The organism is Dysgonomonas sp. HDW5B (assembly GCF_011299335.1).
Lineage (GTDB): Bacteria > Bacteroidota > Bacteroidia > Bacteroidales > Dysgonomonadaceae > Dysgonomonas_A.
Genome location: NZ_CP049858.1, coordinates 2,559,710 through 2,584,644 on the forward strand (window position 1 = coordinate 2,559,710; position 24,935 = coordinate 2,584,644).

20 protein-coding genes are annotated in these 24,935 nt (G+C 36.4%); 11 read left to right on the plus strand and 9 right to left on the minus strand.

Annotated elements, in window-relative coordinates:
- Nucleotides 1-113 precede the first annotated feature (113 nt).
- Nucleotides 114-1,319 (minus strand): ectonucleotide pyrophosphatase/phosphodiesterase, encoded by a 1,206-nt coding sequence (locus tag G7051_RS10510; RefSeq protein ID WP_166200126.1) that lies wholly within the window; start codon nt 1,317-1,319, stop codon nt 114-116.
- A gap of 166 nt (nt 1,320-1,485) precedes the next feature.
- Nucleotides 1,486-4,686 (minus strand): TonB-dependent receptor domain-containing protein, encoded by a 3,201-nt coding sequence (locus tag G7051_RS10515; RefSeq protein WP_166200128.1) that lies wholly within the window; start codon nt 4,684-4,686, stop codon nt 1,486-1,488.
- 394 nt (nt 4,687-5,080) lie between these two features.
- On the opposite strand from G7051_RS10515, the gene G7051_RS10520 reads away from it, so the two are divergent.
- Together G7051_RS10520 and G7051_RS10525 are read left to right on the plus strand one after the other, a co-directional pair.
- Nucleotides 5,081-6,349: a putative DNA modification/repair radical SAM protein gene (locus tag G7051_RS10520; protein ID WP_166200130.1), complete on the plus strand. Its 1,269-nt coding sequence runs from the start codon at nt 5,081-5,083 to the stop codon at nt 6,347-6,349.
- A 27-nt stretch (nt 6,350-6,376) separates the two neighbouring features.
- Nucleotides 6,377-7,138, plus strand: a complete 762-nt coding sequence (locus G7051_RS10525) for a TIGR03915 family putative DNA repair protein (protein WP_166114810.1) — start codon at nt 6,377-6,379, stop codon at nt 7,136-7,138.
- A 76-nt stretch (nt 7,139-7,214) separates the two neighbouring features.
- Here G7051_RS10525 and G7051_RS10530 read toward each other — a convergent pair whose 3' ends face one another.
- Nucleotides 7,215-7,391, minus strand: coding sequence for a hypothetical protein (locus G7051_RS10530; protein ID WP_166200132.1), 177 nt, complete (start codon nt 7,389-7,391; stop codon nt 7,215-7,217).
- Nucleotides 7,392-7,551: 160 nt separating this feature from the next.
- Here G7051_RS10530 and G7051_RS10535 point away from each other — a divergent pair, with 160 nt between their 5' ends.
- The gene (locus G7051_RS10535; protein WP_166114814.1) at nt 7,552-7,767 is read left to right on the plus strand and encodes a hypothetical protein; all 216 of its coding nucleotides are present in this window, start codon (nt 7,552-7,554) and stop codon (nt 7,765-7,767) included.
- Between the two features lie 92 nt (nt 7,768-7,859).
- Here G7051_RS10535 and G7051_RS10540 read toward each other — a convergent pair whose 3' ends face one another.
- The 6 genes from G7051_RS10540 to ffh all read right to left on the minus strand — a co-directional run bounded on the left by G7051_RS10540 (nt 7,860) and on the right by ffh (nt 15,037).
- Nucleotides 7,860-8,828 (minus strand): ROK family protein, encoded by a 969-nt coding sequence (locus G7051_RS10540; RefSeq protein ID WP_166200134.1) that lies wholly within the window; start codon nt 8,826-8,828, stop codon nt 7,860-7,862.
- A 180-nt stretch (nt 8,829-9,008) separates the two neighbouring features.
- Nucleotides 9,009-9,590 (minus strand): Crp/Fnr family transcriptional regulator, encoded by a 582-nt coding sequence (locus G7051_RS10545; protein WP_166200136.1) that lies wholly within the window; start codon nt 9,588-9,590, stop codon nt 9,009-9,011.
- A 20-nt stretch (nt 9,591-9,610) separates the two neighbouring features.
- Complete coding sequence (locus G7051_RS10550; RefSeq protein ID WP_221412904.1) at nt 9,611-10,273, minus strand: DsbA family oxidoreductase; 663 nt, start codon at nt 10,271-10,273, stop codon at nt 9,611-9,613.
- Between the two features lie 210 nt (nt 10,274-10,483).
- Nucleotides 10,484-12,064 (minus strand): peptide chain release factor 3, encoded by a 1,581-nt coding sequence (locus tag G7051_RS10555; protein ID WP_166200138.1) that lies wholly within the window; start codon nt 12,062-12,064, stop codon nt 10,484-10,486.
- A 580-nt stretch (nt 12,065-12,644) separates the two neighbouring features.
- Nucleotides 12,645-13,526, minus strand: coding sequence for a bifunctional methylenetetrahydrofolate dehydrogenase/methenyltetrahydrofolate cyclohydrolase FolD (folD, locus tag G7051_RS10560; RefSeq protein ID WP_166200140.1), 882 nt, complete (start codon nt 13,524-13,526; stop codon nt 12,645-12,647).
- 176 nt (nt 13,527-13,702) lie between these two features.
- Nucleotides 13,703-15,037, minus strand: a complete 1,335-nt coding sequence (gene ffh, locus G7051_RS10565) for a signal recognition particle protein (RefSeq protein ID WP_166114831.1) — start codon at nt 15,035-15,037, stop codon at nt 13,703-13,705.
- A 264-nt stretch (nt 15,038-15,301) separates the two neighbouring features.
- Here ffh and G7051_RS10570 point away from each other — a divergent pair, with 264 nt between their 5' ends.
- The 8 genes from G7051_RS10570 (at nt 15,302) to G7051_RS10605 (ending at nt 24,870) form a co-directional block, all read left to right on the plus strand.
- Nucleotides 15,302-15,766 carry a MaoC family dehydratase gene (locus G7051_RS10570; protein WP_166114838.1) on the plus strand — a complete coding sequence of 155 codons (465 nt, stop codon included), beginning with the start codon at nt 15,302-15,304 and terminating at the stop codon, nt 15,764-15,766.
- A 23-nt stretch (nt 15,767-15,789) separates the two neighbouring features.
- Complete coding sequence (locus G7051_RS10575) at nt 15,790-16,809, plus strand: hypothetical protein (RefSeq protein WP_166200142.1); 1,020 nt, start codon at nt 15,790-15,792, stop codon at nt 16,807-16,809.
- 20 nt (nt 16,810-16,829) lie between these two features.
- The gene (locus G7051_RS10580; protein WP_166202759.1) at nt 16,830-17,927 is read left to right on the plus strand and encodes a Nif3-like dinuclear metal center hexameric protein; all 1,098 of its coding nucleotides are present in this window, start codon (nt 16,830-16,832) and stop codon (nt 17,925-17,927) included.
- A gap of 283 nt (nt 17,928-18,210) precedes the next feature.
- A complete protein-coding gene (locus tag G7051_RS10585; RefSeq protein ID WP_166114844.1) occupies nt 18,211-18,987 on the plus strand; it encodes a zinc ribbon domain-containing protein in 777 nt (258 codons plus the stop codon).
- 223 nt (nt 18,988-19,210) lie between these two features.
- Nucleotides 19,211-20,011 carry a polysaccharide biosynthesis/export family protein gene (locus G7051_RS10590; RefSeq protein ID WP_166114846.1) on the plus strand — a complete coding sequence of 267 codons (801 nt, stop codon included), beginning with the start codon at nt 19,211-19,213 and terminating at the stop codon, nt 20,009-20,011.
- A gap of 18 nt (nt 20,012-20,029) precedes the next feature.
- Entirely contained in the window at nt 20,030-22,339 is a 2,310-nt protein-coding gene (locus G7051_RS10595; protein ID WP_166200144.1) for a polysaccharide biosynthesis tyrosine autokinase, read from the plus strand.
- Between the two features lie 9 nt (nt 22,340-22,348).
- Nucleotides 22,349-23,752 (plus strand): O-unit flippase-like protein, encoded by a 1,404-nt coding sequence (gene wzx, locus G7051_RS10600; RefSeq protein WP_166200146.1) that lies wholly within the window; start codon nt 22,349-22,351, stop codon nt 23,750-23,752.
- Nucleotides 23,752-24,870, plus strand: coding sequence for an O-antigen ligase (locus tag G7051_RS10605; protein ID WP_166200148.1), 1,119 nt, complete (start codon nt 23,752-23,754; stop codon nt 24,868-24,870). The genes wzx and G7051_RS10605 overlap by 1 nt, the downstream gene beginning before the upstream one ends.
- Nucleotides 24,871-24,935: the final 65 nt, after the last annotated feature.

Genomic DNA, 24,935 nt, shown 5'->3' on the forward strand with positions numbered 1-24,935 from the left:
TGCGTATCGAAAACCTAAAACAATCTAGGAACTAGTAATTGTAACCATCTGATACAAAAGTCCGGAATAATTATTACAAGCTTCCATCTATACAGTTAATATAAGGTGAAGTATCACTTTTTGATTAGAAAGGATTTTACCTGCTTGAAGCGTCCATCGTTAGGTGCCGGCTGTACCCCCAACAAATGTGCTAAAAGTGGATATATGGCTGTATTGTCGAATGTTTTACCTTTATAGTTTTCTTTAAAATCGGGCCCGAAAGCAAAAAAGATGACTTGCATATCAGGGTAACTCGGATCGTATCCATGAGCTCCTACATTAGGCGATGGTTTAAAACCAAATTGCCAACCACAAGCCGGAATAACTACAATATCTCCTATATTTGGATTTGTTCCGTATTTGAGATTTTTAGGAACCTTATTCTTTCTATATACTTTTATATGGTCAATTTTAGACAGGGCTTGGAAGATAGAGTCCTGATTTTCTTTACCGGCAAATATAGATGTCGGATTATTTCCTACCGCTCGTTCATACCAAGAAGGCTTCAAATAATCATTGATGTTTATAAATCGCTCTTTCGACACATAAGTCATTCCGTGATCGGCTGTAACTATGAGGTTCACTTTATCGCTGAAAGGCAATTTTTCAATACCCTCAATCAATCTACCGATAAGACTATCTATGTGGTTTACCATCAATTTAGTTTCTTGTCCTGTAGGTCCAAAATGATGCCCCGAAGCATCAGGCTCATCCATATATAAAGTAATTAGACGAGGGCGATCATCTTCCTTTTTATTGAGCATGGCTAAAGCTGTATCAACCCTTTGTTCGAAAGTAAGCCGGGGTTGATCTGCCCATTCTTTGTAATAAGTCGGGTATGAGTTTTTGATATCTATATCCGAACCTACCCAATAAATACTGGCGGCCTTTACTCCTTGTCGCTGAGCCGTAGTCCAGATCGGTTCGCCTTTATAATAATCGCGATTGTAGCGGGTGAGAGAATCTCCCATACTGTATTGACGTTGGTTTGCTCTGTCCCAGAATATATTATTGACAATACCATTGTGATCGGGTACAAGACCGGTAATCAGTGTATAATGATTGGGGAATGTAGAGGCAGGGTAGGATGGGTGCATAACAGCACTTACGCCTTTTTGAGCCATTTTATCTAAATTAGGAGTTCCGTGTATTTGGGGATAATCCCATCTGAAACCATCCAGAGAGACTATTATTGTATAGTGATCATTATTCTGAGAGTTAAGATTAGAACTGAAGTTTAAAATAAATAGAGTAATTAATAATGTGAAAAATCTGTTCATGATTTATTTATTTTTATTCGAAGCGATGATGAATTTCTTTTCTGCTGTAATAGGTCTGTTATTGCAAAAGTAATGAATAGTAAAGAACTGCCTTTAAAGAATAAGACAGAAAAAACGAATATTCGATTCTTCTGTCTTATTGATTAAGTATCGAGTATATCTCTTATTAGAAAATATATCTAACTCCTATTTGTGAACGCCAGCGTGAATTATAATCAGAGATGTTGTATAATTTATCGCCTGCTGGTTTTGAGAATTGGAATGTTGGTACTCCTTCTGCACTAACACTAGATACAGTTATAGGAGAGTATGAGTATCCAGGAGAGTTATATATTCCCCAAGCATGATTTAACAGATTTCCAACATTCAAGATGTCGAAGTTTACTTGTAAAGTATGACGTCTTCCTGAAACGTTGATGTAGAAATCTTGTGCAATATGAAAATCAAAGTGGTGTTCGAAAGCACTTCTCAATCCATTTCTTTCTACATAATGTCCTTTTTTATCTCTGATGTCTTTATTACTGTTGATCCATTCGCCTAATGCTGTGCGTTGTTGATCGGCTGAACTGGTAACAGCTCCGTTGGCGGTTATATCTTTAAATTTCATATTTGCCAACTCTGCATCGGTTGGGATGTATAACACGTCGTTACCTGATGCTCCATCGTTATTGATGTTATTTTTGTAAGTTACCGAGTAATTCGATCCCGATTGACCATTGTAGAATAAGCTCACTGTTGTAGCAAAATGTTTTGCATATTCTTTTCTGTATGAAACTGTTCCGATAATACGGTGAGGAGTATCAAAATCAGAATAAGATAATTCAGGGTTATTAGGACCTTGCCAGTTTTCGTTATATTGCCAGTTAGAAAGAGCTTGGCTGGATGTACCGTCATTTATACCTTTAGAGCGTCCGAAGGTATAAGCTACCATTGCATTTAATCCGAAATCAAATTCTTTTTCCAGTTTTCCTGTAATACTGTACGTATATCCTTTACTCGAATTGGTTAGATAAACGATACCTGTATATTCCTTAGTGTATGCTGCATTAGTTGCAGGATTTATGGTCGGTTGATATAAAGGTCTTTGGTCACCACCATTATTTAAGAACTTACCGCTTTCTTCAACAACTAAGTTTTTGTACATTATATTATTCATCGTTTTAGAATACAATCCTTCTATCGATGCCCTGAATCCTGCACCTAAATTTTGGTCTACAGCTAAATTGACACGGAATACTTGTGGAAACTTGAAGTTTCTGTCTACCACATCAATTTCTGACGTAACAGTTTTTGAAGGAGTATATTGCTTAGTCGGGTCTATTTGGAATCTGAACCCGTCTGCCATTGCTGCTGCCATATCTGCCGATTGTAGTCTGGTGCGACTATATTCTACTCCTGTATTAGAGAAACTATTTGATATCCAAACAAAAGGCACACGTCCGGTGAAAATACCCAATCCTCCACGAAGTAGGGTGTGTTTTTCTTCATCAGCATTCCATCTGAAACCTACACGAGGCGAGAACATTACTTGTGTCTTAGGCATTTGGTCTGTTGCTACTCCATATTCTTTGGCGATTGCAGAAGAATTGAAGGCTTCGTTTTTACCCGGTTTATCAAGAAATATAGGTAAATCAATTCTTAAACCATAAGTTAAGTTAAATCTGTCGTTTACAGTCCAATCGTCTTGTGCGTATAATCCTATCTGTGCAGCACTGAAAGAGGGTGCCCAATTTTTACTTCCGGTAATGTCTTCGCGAGAGAATGAATAGTTATACTCATAAGGAGCCTTTTCGTTAGCAGTACCTACCGATAAGAAGTCTTCCATAGAGTTATATGTATAAGATCCGAAGTTTTCTCTGATGAAAAGGTTCTTCATTTTGAATAACTCATTATGTGTACCGAAGGTGATGGTGTGATTACCTTTATACCAGGTAGTATTATTGGTCAATGTCCATACATCCTGATCTAGTGAATTGGCAGGAGAATAGCGTTCGGTCCCCAGTTCAATACTGCGAGAGTTCTCAAGATTTATTTTTACATAAGGTAATGCCTGACCCGAAAATTCACGATAATCACGGACGCGGGTATATCCTACACGAAATTCATTGAACCATTCTTGAGATAATCTGGAGTTTAATTCGGCTACAAATGAATTTGTTTTGTTATTCATATTGTATCCGTTGTCATTTAAACGAAGTGCATTTGCCGAGTTTGAGAAGTTAAGCTGAGAAGCTTCCAGATAACTGTATCGTATAGTTGCCTTGTGTACTTTATTGATATTCCAATCTAATCTGGCTAATAATTTAGTCGCTTTGGTATTTATATCTTGCTGACCATATCCACCTCCGTTGTATCCGCCTGTCAATGACGATAGTTTTTGAATAACCTGATCCGCTTCAGCTTTAGTAATGTTAGAACCTTCTCCTACATTATAAGAAGATGGATAAGTTTTTTCTACTTTTTCAGCATTCGCGAAGATGAATAACTTATCTTTTACGATAGGTCCGCCAACTGTAAAACCATACGTCTTTTCTGATTGATTAGTTAATTTAGTTCTGTTTTCAACATCTTTTCCGGCAGTTTTACCAACAAGATCCTGATTGTTGAAGTATCCGTAAAGAGATCCGTGTACAGTATTTGTTCCCGATTTTGTGATCGCGTTGATACCGCCCCCTGTAAATCCGCTTTGACGTACGTCGAAAGGTGCGATAACTACTTGAATTTCTTCAATTGCATCAAGCGAAATAGGATTTGCACCCGATTGTCCTCCGTTAGTACCGCTTGAAGCAAGTCCGAAAGCATCGTTATTAACAGCACCGTCAATCTGAAAACTGTTGTAACGATTGTTGCTTCCTGCAAAAGAAAGTCCCGATCCTGATACAACTGCCTGAGGTGTCAGTTTTGCCACATCATATATACTACGAGATACAGTTGGCATGTTTTCGATTTGTTGCCTATTGAAATTGCTCGCTGCTCCTGTTTTGTTTGCGTTAAATTGAGATACCCCTGTAATTACCACCTCATTCAGCATTTTGCTATCCTGATCAAGTTTTATTTGTACATCGAAGGTTTCTCCCAAGCGTAAATTAATTCCCGATTGAACATACTTATTAAATCCTAGTAATGAAACCTCTAAAGTATATGGCCCGCCAGTTCTCATTCCCTGAATAAGAAAACGTCCATTTTCATTTGCCGTACCATAATAAGTGGTTCCCGAAGGTGTATGAGTTGCAGTTACGACAGCTCCTGGTAAAACGTCTGTTTCATCAGAAACTCTTCCCGATAGAGAAGCTGTTGTTACTTGTGCAGATATAAATGAATTTATACCTGTTAAGAGGATGATGAGTAAAAGAATAAATTTTTTCATACATTAATTTAATTTATACATTTTGTTAGTACAAAAGAATAGCATAACTATTTCGTTAATGCGAACGATTGGTTACGTTCCAGTTAATTAACGTTGTAGTTAGTCTGTCTGTATGAGAAATATTCGGTCCTTATTTACGTAGTTATGATGCAAAGATCTGTAAAAAAAATGAGTAATATTTAACTTTGATTAGTAAAATATAGGGTAATTTTAAAAATTAAGAATTCAACTTCTTTTGAATTTTTTAGATTCGGAAAAACATATTGACAACCTTCAATTCTGATCGTTTTTAAGATGTTGATTATTAGTTTTCTGTGTGACTTTTGAACAATAAGAGTGCTTTTAATATTTTTTGAGCTAATCTCTCATTTGAAATAATTTTCTTTGTAGTGCAATGAATGAGAATGTACTCGAAAAGTTAAAAACGTTAGCCGAATCAGCAAAATACGATGTATCTTGCTCTTCGAGCGGTACTGTCCGTAAAAATATTCCGGGTGGTATTGGAAATACTGTTGGAGGGATGGGCATTTGCCATAGTTTTACCGAAGATGGCAGATGCGTTTCTTTGCTGAAAATAATGTTGACAAATAACTGTATTTACGATTGTGCTTATTGTATCAACCGAAGAAGTAATGATATCAGGCGTGCAACTTTTACAGTACAGGAACTTGTCGATTTGACGATTGAGTTTTATCGTCGTAACTATATCGAAGGGTTGTTTCTCAGTTCGGGGGTTATAAATAATCCCGATTATACCATGGAACGTATGGTGCGTGTTGTAAAAGAACTGCGTACTGTTCATCGGTATAATGGATATATCCACATGAAAAGTATTCCCGGAGCCAGTCAGGAATTGGTGAATACTGCCGGTTTGTATGCCGATCGTATGAGCGTTAACATAGAAATTCCTACAGAGACTAACTTGAAATTGCTTGCTCCTGAGAAAGATCACCTGAGTGTATATCAACCCATGCGATTTATTCAGCAGGGTATGCTTCAGAATATCGAAGAGCGTCAAAAATTCCGCTCGGCTCCACGTTTTGTGCCTGCGGGACAGAGTACACAAATGATTGTAGGGGCAACTAACGAAACGGATAAGGATATTCTACTTTTGTCTTCAAAATTATATAAACGTCCAAGTATGAAGCGAGTCTACTATTCGGGTTTCATTCCTGTTAATAGTTATGATAATCGTCTTCCAGCATTAAAGCAAGCACCTCTGGTGCGTGAGAACAGATTGTATCAGGCCGATTGGCTGATGCGTTTTTATCAGTTCAGCGCCGACGAAATTGTAGATGATGCTTATCCTGATTTGGATCTTGAAATAGACCCTAAATTATCGTGGGCATTACGCCATCCCGAAATGTTTCCTGTTGATATCAATAAGGCAGACTATGCTTTAATTCTTCGTATTCCGGGAATTGGCGTGAAATCGGCTAAATTGATTGTTACTTCCCGAAGATATGGAAAGCTAAATGCATATCAGTTGAAAAAAATGGGTATAGTAATGAAAAAGGCTCAGTATTTTATCACCTGCAATGAATTGGCGATGCATAATACCATCAATGAAGTGAAGCCCGAATATCTACGGAAAATATTAACAGAACCCAAAAAGAAAAAAGGGGAAGGTGATCAGCAGCTTTCTATAATTTTTCCTGATTAAAATTACAGTTCTCTAGATGTTTGTTTTATGATTGTATTTTTCTACGATAAAACATTTGAAGGTTTACTTACTGCTGTATTTGATGCTTACAGTAGAAAAACTTTTCCTGATAAAATATTAGGTGAGGGGAGTATTGCTCCTATGTTTTTAGAAGAAAGTTATACCGTGATAACTCAGGATGATAAGTCGACAAGAGTATGGGAATCTCTGCAAAAGAAGTTGTCGAAGATGGCGTGCAATATGCTCAATTACGTATGGCTTTCGGAAGAAGAGGGCAGTGATGATTTATTGTTTCGATATATTCGCAAGGTCTTTGATAATACCTATTCTATTGAGATGAATTTTGGCGATGCTGATGTACTTCAAATTCATCAACTAGCAAAAAAAGTATCTAAAGAGAAGCATTATTTGATTCAGTTTATCCGTTTTCAAAAAGCGGCTGACGGAATCTATTTTGCACCTGTATCTCCTATTTACAATGCCTTACCCTTAACTATAAATCACCTGAAAGACCGTTTTTCCGGTCAAAAATGGGTGGTTTATGATTTGAAACGGAAGTATGGTTATTACTATGACCTGCATACGGTTGTTGAAATAACATTGAGTGACGACGAACATTTGTTAAGTGGAAAGTTGGATGATGCTCTTATGGCAGAAGATGAAAAGCTTTTTCAGGAATTGTGGAAAGGTTATTTCAAGTCTATGACGATCAAAGAGCGGATTAATCCGAAATTACATCGTCAGCATATGCCTAAACGTTTTTGGAAATATCTTACAGAGAAACAATAGACCTTAGAATCAAATAACCGCTCTATTTTATAAGAAATAGGGCGGTTGTTTGCTATTATATATAAACTGAATATTATTATTCAGTTTTTATTTTTTCATTACAATTGCTGATATCTACATCTCCACGGTAAGCATGTAAATGTTCAGATTCAGATTTTTTTTTGTCGCTGCATAGACCTTCGCTTTTTTTCATCGGAGCTCCTAGTCTACTGTCTAAGTCAGCTTTGGCGGTATAATCTTTTTGTTGAGCCATAACAGTGTTTTTTTTAGTTAGATGGTAAACGTCTGATTTTTATTCTAAACCCTACCAATTAAAACAAAATAGGAGTGTAAATTGTTTAATAAGAAATGATTATATAGATCAAGTTTCAGCAAATTCGATAGATCTGTATATAAATACTAACTTAAAACTTATGGCTATGATTAAAGGAAATGCATTACAAATATTACAAGATAGGTATAGTGAAATTGAAGAGGATATGACTTTCAGAGAATTTGTAGAACAACAAGCTGATATAGATCCTGATTTTTATAGAACTTTATTTACTGAAAATTCAGGTAGTGCAGCCGGAAGTTCTTTAAACGAGAGACAACTTCAAGCTTATAAAGATTTTCTGGATAGTATATAATTAAATAATCTTTTATACTTGCTAAAAAAAGAAAGCCCTGAAATTTTCATTTACAGGACTCTCTCGGCTTGCGGATATTATGGAATACTACTTTATGCGTCTATCAGTTTCGGATTCCAAGCCAATAGGCTTGCACCCAGAATAACTGCATCTGAGTCCTCTATATTCGATGTAAGTATCTTTGTTTTTCCGGAATATATTTTCAATACATTTGCTTCAAACGACTCGTTGATAGCTTGTCTGAAAAATTCATTCGATTTGGCTACTTTTCCCGAAAGAATAAAGGCTTTGGGGCTTGAGTAGGCAACCAGATCAGATAATAATTGCCCTAGTAAATCAGCAGTAAAGTGATACACCTCTTTAGCTAACTTATCTTCTTTTAATAAAGCCTCGTATACATTTTCAAATGCTAATTCGTTTTGTGGTATATTGCGTAGGATGCTGTCTTCTTTGCTCGATGCTAATAATTCGAGAGTTGTTGCGACTATTCCGTCCGTAGAGCAATATGCTTCGAGACAATCTTTTTTACCACATTTACAAGCTCTACCTCTATCGTTATGTACATTTATATGTCCTGATTTGCCCGTGAAAATTTTGTGGCCGTATACGATCTCACCATTTGCTACAGTTCCTCTGGAAACTTCGTTATCAAGGGATAGAAGAATAAAATCTTTCATTCCCTGAGCTATTCCGTATTCCATTTCTCCCATTGCAGCTGCATTGGCATTATTGGTTAAAGTAATAGGAAGGTGCAGCTTTTTGGTTAGTATCTGAGTAATAGGAGTATTGCCATTCCATTTATGATCAGGAGCAAACTCTACACATCCTGTGAAGTAATTACTTTCGGACGAGGCTAAGCCTATTCCCTTTATATTTTTGACTTCTCCTTGCTGTGCGATTAAAGCCGACAGGTGATCGTATATTGCGTCTATATATTCGGTGATATTCTGATAATCAGAACTAATACTGCTTTTGTTTATAACATTACCTTGTGTATCCACAATACCTATCGAAGTAGTGGTATTGCCCATATCAATGCCTATAGCATATGTTTTACTCATGGTTGAAATATAAAAGTGGTTACTGGTTTTCGGTATTCAGGTTTGTTATTTTTATACTTAGACCATGGTTAACGAACCGCGAGAAAAAAATAACGATCAAAGGTCAAAAATAGTGAGGGAAGAAAAAATGATATATATCAAATAATGATGCTTGAAATCTTAAAAAAAAGGATTGTGTTGTTACCATTGTCCTGATCGAACACGACTTAAAGACTCGGGAGTCATCAGCAGATAAGAGGCAATATGTGCTATGGGTGCACGTTTGGCAGCTTGCGGATATTCTTTGATAAAACGTTCGTAACGTTCACGAACACTTTCGAAACGCCACGAATCGGCTTTTTGCTGCGATAAGATTAAGGTTGCTTCTAAGAAGCGACGGTATAATATACCTATCTCGGGTTCTTTTACGGCTAATACTTCGATCTTATTATATGGGATACAATATAAGATAGTTGGCTCTAAGGCTTCTATTAAGAGACGTGTAGGTTCCTGACGAAAGAAACTCTCTATACATACCGCAACATTATTTTCACAAGTAAAGTGTTCCGTTACATCGCGTCCGTTTTTATAATAGAATTGCCTGACTAGTCCTTTGTCAACATATTGTATATATTTGCTTATTTGACTATCGTTAAGAAATAGCTCTCCTTTCGGTAACTCTTTACGTTCGAGTATCGAAGCAAAGCTCTCCAGATCTTTATTGGAAAGCTCATGCTTATACTTTACCGATATTTTTTTAGCTATTTCTATTTGATTGTGCATATATGGGCTATGAGCAATACTTAGTCGTTATAAACTTTGTTCAACATATCTAGAAATGAATCAGAAGGTTGAGCTCCGGATACTGCATATTTACGATTGAAAACAAAAAAGGGTACACTCGTTATTCCAAATACTCCGGCTTCCTGAATATCTGAAATCACCTTATCTGCAAAATCGTGGCTGTTAAATAGATTTTCGAGCTCCTGTTGGTCTAAGCCTCCATTTATGCCGATCTTTATTAAAGTATCTTTGTCGTTCATATTTTTGCCCTCTGTAAAATATGCCCTGAAAAGTAACTCTTCTATATCGTTTTGTACTTTTTTGCTCTTGCTTTTTGCAAAGTGGCTCAGTCTATGAGCATTGATTGTATTTGCTACGATTACTTTATTCATCTGAAAATCAAGTCCGGTTTGCTTTGCCATGTTAACCACATTTGCAAATAGACCTTCTGCTTGCTGCTTAGACATACCTTTTTCTCTTACAAAAGAATCAATTAAAGATTCTCTGTGTGTATCTTCAGGTACATTAGGATTTAGCTGGTAGGCTTTCCATTCCAATTCGACTTTGTCTTTATGTGCAAATTGTTCAAGAGCTTTTTCGAAATGATGTTTGGCTATATAACAGAATGGACATGCAATGTCGCTCCATACTTCTATATTTATTTTTGCGAGAGTAAATGACATAAAATTATTTTTTACGATTATGATCCTCCAAATAGTATTTGAGATCTTATTGTAAATATAACAAATAAGTGGTGAAAAAGATTAGCATTTAGAATGAATGCTTGCAGATCTTCTTTATAACTTCCTTTAAATAATTAGGGGAATCTGCGATGATCCCCCTAATTGTTTAGATTGTTACATCCCTTTATTTCTTGAAAAATAATCAGGACTTTAGAATTCAGATGTAAAATGGAAACGTATATTTTTAAAATCCTGTTGAGCCATCATAAGCACATAGTTTGAGTCTGCAAGAAATACATCTCTGCCTTCCTTATCTTTGGCCATATACTGAGCTTTTCTTTTCTTGAAGTTTTCAATTTCCTCTATGTCGTCACTTTCAATCCAACATGCTTTATATAGGTTGATGGCTTCCCATTTACATTGTGCACCATATTCATGAAGTAATCGGTATTGAATAACTTCAAATTGAAGCTGCCCTACAGTACCTATAATCTTGCGTCCATTGAATTGATTAGTGAATAGCTGAGCAACACCCTCATCCATCAACTGATCTATACCCTTTTGAAGTTGTTTAGTCTTCATCGGATCAGCATTCTCTATGTATTTGAACATCTCGGGCGAGAAGCTTGGTAATCCTTTGAAATGTAGATTTTCTCCCGATGTAAGGGTATCTCCGATCTTAAAATTACCTGTATCAGGTAAACCGACTATGTCACCTGCATAGGCCTCATCAACGGTTTCCTTCTTTTGAGCCATAAATGCCGTTGGAGATGAAAAACGCATTTGACGGTTAAATCGCATATGCTTGTAATTGACATTACGTTCAAATTTCCCGGAGCATATTTTAACGAAAGCGATACATGACCGATGGTTTGGATCCATATTGGCGTGTATCTTGAAAATAAATCCGGTGAAAGCTTCTTCATTCGGGTTCACTTCTCTTTCTATTGCTTCGATAGGACGGGGGGATGGAGCTATTTGGACGAAACAATCCAGCAATTCTTTCACTCCAAAGTTATTTAGAGCAGAACCGAAAAATACAGGTGCAACCTGTCCTTTCAAGTATCGATCCATATCTAGTTCGGGATATACACCTTCGATAAGCTCTATATCTTCACGAAGTTTTTTAGCCAGAGGATCACCTATATGTTTTTCCAGTTCAGGATTATTGATGTCACTAAATGCAATAGACTCTGTTACCGTTTGTTTACTAGGAGTATATAAATCGAGTTTCTTTTGAAATATATTATATACACCTTTAAACTGCTGCCCGCTATCTATAGGCCAGCTAAGTGGGCGAACTTTTATTTTAAGTTCTTCCTCCAATTCGTCAAGAAGATCAAACGGGTCTTTACCGTCTCTATCCATCTTGTTTATAAAGATCATTACCGGAGTATTACGCATCCGGCAAACTTCCATAAGCTTGCGTGTTTGTGCTTCCACCCCTTTGGCTACGTCAACAGCAATAATTACACTGTCAACGGCTGTAAGCGTGCGATAGGTATCTTCGGCAAAGTCTTGGTGACCGGGAGTATCCAGAATATTTATTTTATACCCGTCATACTCGAAGCCCATAACAGATGTTGCTACCGAAATACCACGTTGTTTTTCGATCTCCATCCAGTCGGAGGTTGCAGTCTTCTTTATCTTATTCGATTTTACAGCTCCTGCAACGTGTATTGCACCTCCGAATAATAGTAGTTTTTCGGTCAGCGTTGTTTTTCCGGCATCAGGGTGACTGATAATCGCAAATGTACGTCGTCTTTTTATTTCTTTTTCTAATTCGCTCATATAATGATGTCTACTTTCTTCTTTATCGAAAATGTTTTTTGTTGAATATCAGTGAAGTATTCCAATTCAACTACCAGTAATTAATTGGTTATTACTTTTGTTTGAAAGTGCAAAGATAATATATAAACTAATAGGTAGAAAGCAATTAAATAACTCGTTTTGGGTTTATGTATGATGATACTTTTATTATCGTATTTCCTTTCAATAAATAGCGGTTAGGGTTGAACTTCTTAAGTGATTAAATAGTTTGAGATCTTAAATTATTTTCCATTAATGAAATATATATAATTTTAAATCTAGATGTGTTAATTAACGCATTCTTTCATAATCAAAGTTAAATTATGGCTATTTTGTGTAGAATTTACTCTATTTAGTTTTGAAATTAATAATTCATATCTATATTTGCACCGTGTTTTTCATAGTATTAGATTTAAGGTTAATAATTGAGGAGTAGGTTGTCGTGATGACAACCTCTTCTTTTTTGTACCAACTTCATGTTATACAACATATGAAATGCCCTAAAAACAAAGAAAGATGCAAATCTTAATTTGCATCTTTCGAGACTGTTATCGTGACACTCTCATTTATAGATTTCTTTCTTTCCTGCAAGAAGAGTATTTCGCATTAATGAAATAATTGTCATTGGACCGACACCTCCGGGAACAGGGGTAATGAATCCTGCTTTGGCTGCAACTTCATCAAAAGCAACATCACCTTTTAGTTTAAAGCCCGATTTGGTTTCGGTTGAGGGTACTCTTGTTGTGCCAACGTCTATTACTGCTACCCCTTCTTTTACCATATCTCCTTTCAGAAACTCGGGAACGCCTAGGGCTGCTATTATAATGTCAGCATTTAAGCATATTTCTTTGATGTTAGGGGTGCGACTGTGACATACTGTAACAGTTGCGTCTCCCGGGTAACCTTTTTGCATCATAAGAGTCGCAACAGGTTTACCAACTATATTGCTTCTGCCTAATACTACACAGTTTTTTCCTTGAGTAGGTATTTCGTAGCGTTTCAGTAATTCAACAATACCTGCAGGTGTTGCAGATACGAAGCAAGGAAGTCCTATTGACATACGACCGACATTGATTGGGTGGAAACCGTCAACATCTTTGCGATAATCAATCGCTTCTATTACTTTTTCTTCTGAAATATGTTTGGGTAAGGGTAATTGTACAATAAAACCATCTATATCTGCATCATTGTTTAATCTTTCGACACAGGCGAGTATTTCTTCTTCGGTCACATCGTTCTCGTATCTGATAAGAGTTGATTTAAAGCCAACCTCTTCACATGTACGAACTTTGTTTGAGACATAAGTTTCGCTACCTCCGTCGTGGCCAACAAGAACGGCAGCCAGATGAGGTGTTTTTCCTCCTTTTGCTTTTATTACACTTACTTCTTCGGCAATCTCTTTTTTTATTTGAGCGGCTATGGCTTTTCCATCAATAAGTTGCATAGATATTATATTTAATTGGGGATAAGATCGCAGACCTTTTTGCTGCTTTGGTGAGCAATCCTAAACTAAAGTGAATGGTATTCTGATTTTAAAACTCACAAACTATAAAAGTAATGTGTATTTGAAATTACTGATATTAAAAAGAGGAGCACAATGACTCCTCTTCTCAATTTATTTTATCGCTTCATTCCGGGCATCTTCGACATCAATTTGCCTGCACCTTTCATTTGGGTCATCATTTTCATCATCTTGCGAGTTTCGTCAAACTGTTTGATGAGTTTGTTTACCTCTTGAATAGATGTTCCGCTTCCTTTGGCTATACGTTGGCGGCGGCTTCCGTTAAGGATTTCAGGACTTACTCTTTCCTTTGGACTCATCGAGTAGATAATTGCTTCGATACTTTTGAAAGCATTGTCGTCAATATCTATATCTTTCATCGCTTTTCCAACACCGGGAATCATAGCAGCCAAATCTTTCAGGTTACCCATTTTTTTGATTTGGTGTATTTGAGATAAGAAGTCATTGAAGTCAAATTGGTTTTTTGCAATTTTCTTTTGAAGGCGACGGGCTTCTTCTTCATCGTATTGCTCTTGAGCGCGTTCTACCAGAGAAACAATATCACCCATTCCCAATATACGGTCGGCCATACGTTCGGGGTGGAAAATATCCAGTGCATCCATCTTCTCGCCCATACCTACAAACTTGATCGGTTTGTTTACTATAGAGCGGATAGATAAGGCTGCTCCACCACGTGTGTCACCATCTAATTTGGTAAGGATGACTCCGTCAAAGTTCAGTCTGTCGTTAAATTCTTTGGCAGTATTTACGGCATCCTGTCCTGTCATAGAGTCTACAACGAACAAAATTTCGTGAGGTTTAACCGCTGTTTTGATGGCTGCGATTTCGTTCATCATCGCCTCATCAATAGCCAGACGACCTGCTGTATCTATAATGACAACATCGTTGCCATTTGCTTTAGCTTGTTTTATTGCATTTTGAGCAATTTCAACAGGGTTTTTATTTCCGTCTTCAGAATATACAGGCACATCTATTTGTGTTCCTAATATTCTTAGCTGCTCTATTGCGGCAGGACGGTATATGTCATCTGCAACAAGCAGAGGTTTTTTTCCTTTTTTAGTTTTAAGAAGATTGGCAAGTTTTCCGGAGAAGGTTGTTTTACCCGACCCTTGTAGTCCGGCCATAAGTATAATGGTAGGATTACCATCCGTACTTATATCTACTGATGTGCCTCCCATTAGCTCAGCAAGCTCATCATGTACTATTTTTACCATCAACTGGCTTGGCTTAACGGCCGTAAGCACGTTTTGTCCTAAAGCTTTTTCCTTTACAGTTTCAGTAAATTGTTTTGCGGTCTTAAAGTTAACGTCGGCATCAAGCAAGGCCCTGCGCACGTCTTTCAATGTTTCGGCGACATTGATTTCCGTTATCTTACCTTCACCTTTTAATAACTTAAACGAGCGGTCTAATCTGTCACTTAAATTTTCAAACATACAATTATGGTGTATTCTTTTGTTATATTTTTTACTTCAATCTGATGAGATGCACAAAGATAATAAAGTTTTTTTGATCTCAATTGTGAATTAAATGATACATGGGTTGTTGTATCTCTGATTACTATATATAAAATTTGAGTAAAATAAGTATCTTTGTTTATCACAGACGAAATTTACAGATATCGGAACTGAAAATGTAAATCTTTTAATAGGGGCATTTTCATGGAAGTATCTACTATTATATAAATGATTAAAAAGAATATGGACAAAGTAATTATTAACTCATTTGAGGAGTTTGAGCAATATGTTGGTAAAGAAATCGGTGTTTCCGATTATTTGAAAATTACACAAGACAGGATTAATTTATTTGCTGATGCAACATTGGATCATCAATGGATACATGTTGATGTCGAAAGAGCTAAGAGTGAAAGTACATTTCATAATACAATTGCTCACGGTTATCTGACTTTATCGTTGCTTCCACACTTATGGTCGCAAATTATTGAGGTTCGTAACCTTAAGATGATGATCAATTATGGTATGGATAAGCTTAAGTTCGGTCAGGCTGTTGTTGTTGATAGTGAAGTGAGGATTCGGGTGAAACTTTTATCTGTCGTAAATCTGCGAGGTACAATAAAAGCTGAAATGAAAGTTACTATGGAGATTAAAGATGCTCCTAAAAACGCTTTTGAGGCAACTGTGTTTTTCTTGTATAATTTCTTGTAAAATATTTAGATTTATAATTTGATATGAAAAGAACCCTGCTGTCGGTCTCTATTTGTTTAATGTGTACTCCGGCTTTTAGTCAATGGACTTCCAATGGTAATATTATAAGTACCACTCAAAATGTCGGAATTGGAACGACGGCTCCTGCTTTCAAATTGGATGTAAATGGAGATATTAGGTCAAAAAATATAGTTTTGCCATCTGAATGTCAGATTTCAAGGAGTCTGTTAGATAATTTTACTTATCAAGCGCGGAGTGTTGGGCAATATTCTTTTGGTTGGGTACCTGATTCTTGGTACTCAGGAGGAGGTACATTGTGGCAAAGTGGGTATGCCGGTATTAAATTTTTCACAGAGGGTAAGCCTCGTCTGAGTATTAATATTTCTGGTAATATCGGTATTGGAACGGAAAGTCCTTCGCAAAAGTTAGAGGTAAGTGGAAATACAAAGACATCAAATTTACTTCTTCCATCAGAGGGCCAAATTACCGTGCAATTGTCAGATGTATTCGTGTATGAAGGACGTAGTATGGGGCACTATGCTTTAGGATGGATGGCTGATCCTTGGAACTCAGGAGGTAATACTTTATGGCAAGCAGGTTATGGCGGTATCAAATTTTTCACAGCAGGTCAGTATCGTATGGGGATTAATAGTGCTGGCAATGTTGGAGTCGGAACTGCTACCCCGACACAGAAATTAGATGTAAACGGTAATATTAAAGGGACTAATTTTTATGCTAACGGAGCAGTATTTGCCAATGAAGTAAAAGTTGAAGCAACAAAATGGTCAGATTTTGTGTTTGATAAAGAGTACAAGTTACTGCCTTTAGAGGAAGTTAAAGCTCATATCGAAGAGCATAAACATCTCCCTGATGTTCCTTCCGAAAAGCAAGTGCTGGAAGAGGGAATCAATGTAGCCGAAATGCAAGCAAAATTGTTACAAAAGATCGAAGAGTTGACATTATATGTAATTCAACAAGATGCGAAGAATAAGGCTTTGGAGCAAGAGATGAAAGAACTTAAAGCTTCTTTGTCTAAAGAATAAAGTTTTTCTAAAAGACGATTATCATGAAAATAAAAGAAATACTACAAACAATAGAGCATTTGGCTCCTCTGCCTTTGCAGGAGAGTTTCGATAATTGTGGAGTGCAGATTGGTGATGTAAGCCACGAAGTAAAGTCCGTACTTTTATGTATAGATGTTACCGAAGATGTAATGGATGAGGCTATTCGTTTGGGGTGTAATCTTGTTATATCGCATCATCCCTTGGCTTTTCGTAGTTTTAAATCTTTAACAGGCAAAAATTATGTAGAACGTTGCATGATAAAAGCTTGTAAACATGATATTGTTGTATATGCTGCACATACTAATTTAGACAATGCTGTTGGCGGAGTCAATTATCAATTAGCCAAAATTCTCGATTTACAGCAGGTTAAGATTCTTGCACCGCAGAAAAGTAGTTTAATAAAACTGGTAACATTTGTTCCGGTCGATTATGCTGAAAGTGTTCGTACAGTATTGTTTAATGCCGGAGCGGGAAATATTGGTAACTACGATGCATGTAGTTATAATATAGCAGGTGAAGGAACTTACAGGGCTGGCGAGAATGCAAATCCATTTTTAGGAGAAAGGGGAGAATTACATCGTGAAGCCGAGATTCGTATAGAGGTAATCCTTCCGGCCTTTAAGCAAAAAGAAATATTAAATGCTTTACTGGCAATACATCCTTATGAAGAACCTGCTTATGATTTCTATAAGTTAGAAAACTCATGGTCGCAAGCCGGTAGTGGTATTGTGGGAACTCTGCCTGATCCAATGGAAGAAGAAGATTTCCTGTATTATTTAAAAGATACTTTGCATTTGTCGAGCATTCAACATTCCACCTATCGGGGAACTATGATTCATGAAGTAGCTTTGTGTGGAGGAAGCGGAGCTTTTCTTATTCCTCAGGCGATTGGTTACGGAGCAGATATTTTCATAACAGGTGAAGCCAAATACAATGATTTTTATGATGTAGAGGATAAAATATTGTTAGCAACCGTAGGACATTATGAATCGGAAGTATGTACTAAAGATATATTTTATGATTTAATTTCGGCAAAGCATCCCGAAGTAGAATTAAATCTCTCTCAATTTGATGTGAATCCTGTGAAGTATCTGTAATTTAAGTTCGCAGAGCGTTTATTTCCTTAACGGGCAAGTCAGTGATAGATAGTTTGTTCTTGAAATATTTTCTTTTGCTTATAGCTGATATTATAATGAAAATATAGTATCTTTGTATTCGAATTGTGATAAGTAAATAACAATTCTGTGTATGGATGTGGTGATATACTCCCTCTGAAATACTGCAATGTAGTAAATAAAGAAGCGAAATGTTGAGCTTTTTGTTTGCTGCATTTTTTTATCTCCTGTGCAGTGTAGTAATAACTTAAAAACAAAATATAAAATGGCAAAGAAACAAGCTGAAAAAGAAATTGCTGTAGAAGATAAGCTAAGAACGCTTTATAGTCTGCAAGAAAAATTATCTGAAGTAGATAAAATCAAGATTCTTCGTGGTGAGTTGCCTTTAGAGGTTGCTGACTTAGATGATGAGATTGCAGGACTTAAAACCCGTGTTGGAAAATACGAGTCGGATCTTAAAGAATTTGAAGCTGCTGTTACTCAACAAAAACAAAAAATTCAGGATTGTACTTTGAAAATCGAGAAGTATAAAGAACAACTTGATAATGTACGTAACAATCGTGAATACGATCACCTGAGCAAAGAAATCGAATTCGAAACGCTGGAAATCGAATTGTCAGAAAAGCGTATCAAAGAATTTACACAAAATGTAAAAAATTTGAAAGAGCAAATCGAAACAAGTCATACTTTTCTTACTGATCGTTCTGCTGACTTGGCACAAAAGAAAGAAGAGTTAGATGAGATCGTTTCGGAAACAAAACAACAAGAAGAAGTTTTGAGAGAAGAGATAAAAGGGATCGAAGCAGAGGTAGAACCTCGCCTTCTTCAGGCTTTCAAACGTATCCGTAAAAGTGCACGTAATGGTTTGGCAATTGTTTCTATTGAGCGTGGAGCTTGTGGAGGCTGTTTCAATAAAATACCACCACAAAAACAAATGGACATTAAACTTGGAAAGAAAATCCTGGTATGCGAATATTGTGGACGTATTATGGTAGATACCGAATTGATAAACAATGTAGGTTTCTTACCTTTAGATTTGTAAGAAAATCATACTACAATAAAACAGAGCCCTTTGAATAATTATTCAAGGGGTTCTTTGTTTTTATAAAAGTACTTTTATACCTATTAAAAAGAGTAACTTTTCATTAAAAAAGTATCTTTGTCATTCAGAGTATAATTTCTATAGACTATAGGCGTTATAATTTTAACTCGGTTTTCGCGTTTTTACTTTTTAGGTAAGTGTTATAAGTATAAAAAAACAATAAATGAAGAGATATCATTTTCTACTATTCATTGGAATAATCATTCTTTGTAGTTCGTGTGGAACAACAAAAAAATTCTCATATTTTCAAGATTTAGATGAGTATCTGCAAAAAGAGGTGGCGATGTCCGATTCGGTTCAGGAAATAAGAATAAAACCGAATGATCAGTTGGCAATAGTAGTATCATCCGTAAGCGCTCAAGCTGTAGCACCATTTAATCTACCCACAGCCGCAGCTATGTCCCCTAATGGTTTAAGTCAGAATTCACTACCTTCTTATTTGGTGGATAGTGAGGGCGAAATTAATTTCCCAACTTTAGGTAAGATCAGGTTGGAAGGACTATCATTGGAAGAAGCGGTCGGTTTGTTGCAAATGCGATTGGAGGATTATGTGAAAGACCCGATTGTTAATATTCAGATACTGAATTTCAGAGTGTCAGTCCTTGGCTCGGTTAATGCTCCGGGACCTTTTTATTTTACAGGACAAAGAGTATCTATATTAGATGCAATAGCTAATGCCCGTGATCTGACTCTTTATGGCAGGCGCGATAATGTATTGTTGATTCGTGAAAATGGAGGGAAAAAAGAGTTTATACGTTTCGATTTGACTAATAGCAATAGTGTATTTTCTTCGAAATATTTCTATCTGCAACAGAATGACATTGTTTATGTAGAGTCCAATAAGGAACATCAGAAAGATTCACAAATGAGTCAGCAGAAACAATTTAATCTGACACTGATAAGTACAGCTATAACGAGTGTTATTGCTACCATATCGTTAATCATAGCAGTGTCTAATAAATAGAGTATAACACTTTTTGATATGAGTGCAAAAAAGAAATCGGAATTTGTCAATGTAGGAGATGTAATCCTCAAATATACACGATATTGGAAGTGGTTCCTTTTGTCGGGAATAACTTGTCTGTTTATCGCTATCGCTTATCTGAAAACGGTAGATCCTACTTATTTAATAGTTTCGAATGTAAAACTAAGAACAGAAGCTGAGGGGGCTAAGATTGCCTCTTCCCTTGTGCGTAGTTTCGGGTTAGGAGGTTTAGCGGATTCGGACAATATTGACGATGAGGCGGCTGTTATGTCCTCACAATCGCATATGCGTGATATGATTTACGAGTTGGGATTATATACGACTTACGACTTGAAGAAATTCCCTTTCGATAAATCCATGTATAATACCTCTCCATTGGTTATTAGTGTCGATAGATCGGTTATGGATACTTTATCGATGCCTATTAAGTTTAAGATTGATGTAAAGGGTAAATCTGTTGAGGTAAAAGCCGAGATTGACGGGGATAAGGTAGGGGAGTTTCAGTTTAACTCATTACCTGCCGATGTTAAGACTCCCTATGGCAGTTTTTCTTTAAACTATTCGGGCAAATCTATTGGTAAAGATAGTTATACGATAGAAGTATTTTTATCAGGTTTAGACTATGCAGCTGAGAAGTTCCGAAGTCGGATTATGATTGGTGCAGCAGGTAATAGTTCGGATATAATCAGCTTGAGCGTTAGAGATGTAAATAGAGAACGGGGCAAAGATATACTGAATAAACTGGTAGAGTTATACAATATCGATGCAAAATCGGATAAGAACAGAGAAGCTGAAAATACTGCCGATTTTATAAAGGAGCGTATCAACCTTTTAGCTTCTGAATTGAACGATTTAGAGAAATATCTTGAAAACTTCAAGAAACAAAATAATATAACAGACATTACGGCTGAATCTACTGTCTTTATTGAGAAATACAATGATCTTCAAGAGAAAAATACGGAGATTGATATTCAATTGAGTATAGCCGATATGTTGGAGAATTTTATTTCTGACCCTAAAAATAAATATGAACTGATTCCGACTAATACGGCTGTTTCGAGTAATGCTTTGGAGGCAATTCGTTCATATAATGCTGCTTTATTGGAAAGGAGCCACTTGTTACAAAATAGTACAGATAAAAATCCTGCTGTTGTTGTAATGAATGAACAAATCGGATTACTGAGAAAGAATGTAGAAACCAGTATTCGCAATGCACGTAAAGATATTAGTATTCGCAAGAAAGATTGGGCAGGGCTTGAAGGAGAGATGCAATCTCGCATGTCAGAAATGCCCAGACAGGAACGTGAATATCTGGAGATTGAACGTCAGAGAAAAGTGAAATCAGACCTTTATATATTCTTGTTGACAAAAATGGAGGAAACTCAATTGACGTTGGCTTCGACTACGCCTAAAGCAAAAGTAATTGATGGAGCGTATAATATATGGAAACCTGTTGCGCCCCGTAAGATGATAACGTTGGGTATTGCTCTGCTTTTTGCGGCAATGATTCCTATTCTGATTATTTATCTGCTGGATATATTTAAAACTAAAATAGCATCGAAAGACGAATTGGAAGAGGCTACATCAGTGCCTGTCTTGGGTGAAATCTGTCTTGATAAAAATGCCGGAAATGTTGCTGTTGCCGAGGGCGTGAGTACTTCTACTGCCGAGTTGTTCAGGTTGGTGAGAACTAACCTTCAATTCTTGATGAAGAAAGATGATAAGGTAATTTTGGTAACATCAAGTGTGAGTGGTGAGGGTAAATCTTTCTTTACAGTCAATTTGGCACTATCGTTTTCATTGATTAAAAATAAAAAAGTGGTATTGGTCGGGCTGGATATTCGTAACCCGAAACTGACCGAATATTTAAGTATAAACAGAAAAGATGGTATGACCTTGTATTTGGCTTCGGATGATATGAAACCCGAAGAGATTATAATACATCGTCCCGATCTGCATCCCAATGTATATGTAGTTCCTGCGGGACCTATACCCCCTAATCCATCAGAATTATTGCTGAATGATCGCTTGGAGGAAATGTTCACCTATTTGCGTGCGAACTTCGACTATATAATAGTCGATACGGCTCCTGTGGGAATGGTTTCCGATACATTCTGTCTCGACAGGGTTTCCGATACAACAGTATATCTGTTTAGAGCCAATTATACAAACAAATCGTATCTGAAATTAGCAGAATCTATTGTTGAAGAACAGAAATTGAAAAAACTGTCCATCGTAATAAATGGAACCACTACCAAAGCCGCTTATGGTTATGGATATGGTGCAAATACAGGCAAACCAAAATAACACAAGATATTGAGTAAAATAGTTATCACCAGAAAAGATGTTGTATGGGGATATATAGCTCAAGGCTGTAATATTGGGGCTAATATTTTCATATTGCCTGCTATTTTTCGTTATTTACCATCCAATATGTTGGGTATTTGGTACATTTTTGTCAATCTCGGCATGTTTGCCACACTTATCGGTTTGGTGTTTCAGACCTCTTTTTCCCGCAATATATCTTATGCTTTTGGCGGTGCTACTTCTTTGATTAAAGAGGGTATTGACTCCGATGCCGATGTTCTGGGCGAGTCTAATTTCCCACTGATCAAGAGTCTTATACATGCTATGCGTCGCTTTTATAGCTGCGTGTCGGCTGTTATGATCGTTTTTCTGATACTGATTGGTTCGTTATATATTCGCCACTTGTCAAGAGATTTGCACGATCAGGATGTTATTATAACTTCTTGGATTCTCTATTCATTGAGTGTGGTAGCCAGTTTTTATTGCCTTTATTTCAGTTGTATTCTTCAAGGACGCGGATATATTAAAGAATTTAATCAGCTTGTTATCATCAATAGGTTGGTATATATGGTTTTGGTTTTCGGACTGTTGTATTCGGGATATGGAATCTTAGGAATTGCAATAGCCAATTGTATCTCTACTATTATTAATTTTATTGTAGGAGATATTTTGGCATATAAAGATGGATTAAGACAAACACTTAAACAAACCGAAATACAGGCTAAAGACCTCATGGGGATTATTTGGCAAAACACCTATAAATTGGGTTTGGCTAATATGGCATTATTCTTTTCCACAAGAGGAAGCTTGTTTTATGCTTCTTTGTTTTTGCCTCTGGCTACTGTAGCAAAATACGGGTTGAGTATACAAGTGGTAAATGTCTTTGGAAGTGTATCTCTATTATATTATTATAGCTATTCAACTTATATTTCGCAAAGTTGGGTGACTAAAGAACTGGATGTTATTCGTCGTATTTATTCCAAGAGTTTGGTGCTTTTCTTATTCATATATATTATAGGTTGTATTTCAATATTGCTCTTGGGTGATTGGGCGTTAGATTTTATTGGTAGTGGTACTACGTTTTTACCTACTTTGCCTTTGGCGTTATTATTTGTAGTGTACTTACTGGATTCTAATCAGACATTGGCGTTGAATTTAATATCTTCCGAAAATAAAGTACCTTATCTGGCATCATCGTTATGGTCGGCATTAGGGATTTTCATTCTGATACCTGTTTTTATTCGGTATTTTGATTGGGGTATCGTAGGAGCTATCTTAGCGGTTGGTGTTGTTCAGCTTTGTTATCAGAATTGGAAATGGGTGCTGACTGTTTCCGAAGGGCTTGGTATGAGCTATGTGCAGCAGATTAAGTACGGAGTGTCTAATTGGCTAGGTAAAGAAAGGAGCTGGTAATGAATGAAGTTTTAGAGAAAATAAGACGACCAAGTATATTCATTCTGTTATTGATTCTCAATCTCAGATTCCTGTTTACGGTTGTGTTGGGGGAAAGGCAAGAGATATTGACTATTCTCACTTTTTTCTTTTTCCTTTTGTCGTTCGATTATACAGCCATGCGTCGGGAGTATTTATATTGGTTGGGGATACTTATTATCGTATCTCTGGCACAATTCACACCTTATAAACAGAATGTGCTGACCCCTATTGTTTTGATGCAATGTATATCGACACTTAATCTTAAAACCTATTTACGATACAACATAATTATATTGGGAGGCACAGCCTTGTTAATGCTTCTGTTTGTGGGAACAGGACAGATGATTCAAGCGGAAGCCATCAGTACAATACGCATACGTTACGATTTTGGATATGGGCATCCCAATGCAGCGGCACTTTATTATTGGGGACTGTTTATCTCTATATTGTTATATTGTTATATCTCTAAGTATCGTAATTTTATATGGATACTGTTAGGCTTTTTGTTCCTAGTATCTGTGTATTTGTATGTGGAGACCGATTCACGTAGCTTTATTATTGCAGTAATCAGCTTTGTTCTGGTCTTGTGTTATTTTAGTTTGCGATCAAGGTTTAAACGAGATTACAGAATAGGTTATTCCCGATATGTACTATATCTGTTGCCAATCGTATTTGCAGCATTGACTATTTACTTTGCCATAAATGTAAATGATTATCCTGTCTTAAATATCCTGTTGAGTAAGAGACTTACTTTATATAAAGAATTATTGGATGGGTTAACCCCTTTGCAATATCTTTTGGGTACAACGGCATTCGATTATATTATAGTTGATAACTCGTATCTGCATTTGTTATTTGAAGCAGGAGTTTTAGTCTTTGTTTATTTTGTGTGGCTATGGTTCTTTGCGGTAAAGAATATGGTAAAACAACAGAATTTTATTTTAATAGCGGTTTTTATCAGCTTTTTGGTATATGGATTGATGGAATCGTTGTTATTATATAGTGTGATAATTGGTAATAATATTTTCTGGGTATTATTATATCGTTATCGATACGAAGAAGATGAGTTATTTGATCCTGAGTCGAAGGAAGATTGAATATAATGATATGAGTTTGAAATAGTGATCAAATATTTTGTTATATAATAATCTGTTAAATTAAA

What these genes read in the sequence shown, in the direction of transcription:
- G7051_RS10510 (WP_166200126.1), bottom strand. Translation starts at nt 1,319, where the DNA reads ATGAACAGATTTTTCACATTATTAATTACTCTATTTATTTTAAACTTC.
- G7051_RS10515 (WP_166200128.1), bottom strand. Translation starts at nt 4,686, where the DNA reads ATGAAAAAATTTATTCTTTTACTCATCATCCTCTTAACAGGTATAAAT.
- G7051_RS10520 (WP_166200130.1), top strand. Translation starts at nt 5,081, where the DNA reads ATGAATGAGAATGTACTCGAAAAGTTAAAAACGTTAGCCGAATCAGCA.
- G7051_RS10525 (WP_166114810.1), top strand. Translation starts at nt 6,377, where the DNA reads ATGATTGTATTTTTCTACGATAAAACATTTGAAGGTTTACTTACTGCT.
- G7051_RS10530 (WP_166200132.1), bottom strand. Translation starts at nt 7,391, where the DNA reads ATGGCTCAACAAAAAGATTATACCGCCAAAGCTGACTTAGACAGTAGA.
- G7051_RS10535 (WP_166114814.1), top strand. Translation starts at nt 7,552, where the DNA reads ATGGCTATGATTAAAGGAAATGCATTACAAATATTACAAGATAGGTAT.
- G7051_RS10540 (WP_166200134.1), bottom strand. Translation starts at nt 8,828, where the DNA reads ATGAGTAAAACATATGCTATAGGCATTGATATGGGCAATACCACTACT.
- G7051_RS10545 (WP_166200136.1), bottom strand. Translation starts at nt 9,590, where the DNA reads ATGCACAATCAAATAGAAATAGCTAAAAAAATATCGGTAAAGTATAAG.
- G7051_RS10550 (WP_221412904.1), bottom strand. Translation starts at nt 10,273, where the DNA reads ATGTCATTTACTCTCGCAAAAATAAATATAGAAGTATGGAGCGACATT.
- G7051_RS10555 (WP_166200138.1), bottom strand. Translation starts at nt 12,064, where the DNA reads ATGAGCGAATTAGAAAAAGAAATAAAAAGACGACGTACATTTGCGATT.
- folD (WP_166200140.1), bottom strand. Translation starts at nt 13,526, where the DNA reads ATGCAACTTATTGATGGAAAAGCCATAGCCGCTCAAATAAAAAAAGAG.
- ffh (WP_166114831.1), bottom strand. Translation starts at nt 15,037, where the DNA reads ATGTTTGAAAATTTAAGTGACAGATTAGACCGCTCGTTTAAGTTATTA.
- G7051_RS10570 (WP_166114838.1), top strand. Translation starts at nt 15,302, where the DNA reads ATGGACAAAGTAATTATTAACTCATTTGAGGAGTTTGAGCAATATGTT.
- G7051_RS10575 (WP_166200142.1), top strand. Translation starts at nt 15,790, where the DNA reads ATGAAAAGAACCCTGCTGTCGGTCTCTATTTGTTTAATGTGTACTCCG.
- G7051_RS10585 (WP_166114844.1), top strand. Translation starts at nt 18,211, where the DNA reads ATGGCAAAGAAACAAGCTGAAAAAGAAATTGCTGTAGAAGATAAGCTA.
- G7051_RS10590 (WP_166114846.1), top strand. Translation starts at nt 19,211, where the DNA reads ATGAAGAGATATCATTTTCTACTATTCATTGGAATAATCATTCTTTGT.
- G7051_RS10595 (WP_166200144.1), top strand. Translation starts at nt 20,030, where the DNA reads ATGAGTGCAAAAAAGAAATCGGAATTTGTCAATGTAGGAGATGTAATC.
- G7051_RS10605 (WP_166200148.1), top strand. Translation starts at nt 23,752, where the DNA reads ATGAATGAAGTTTTAGAGAAAATAAGACGACCAAGTATATTCATTCTG.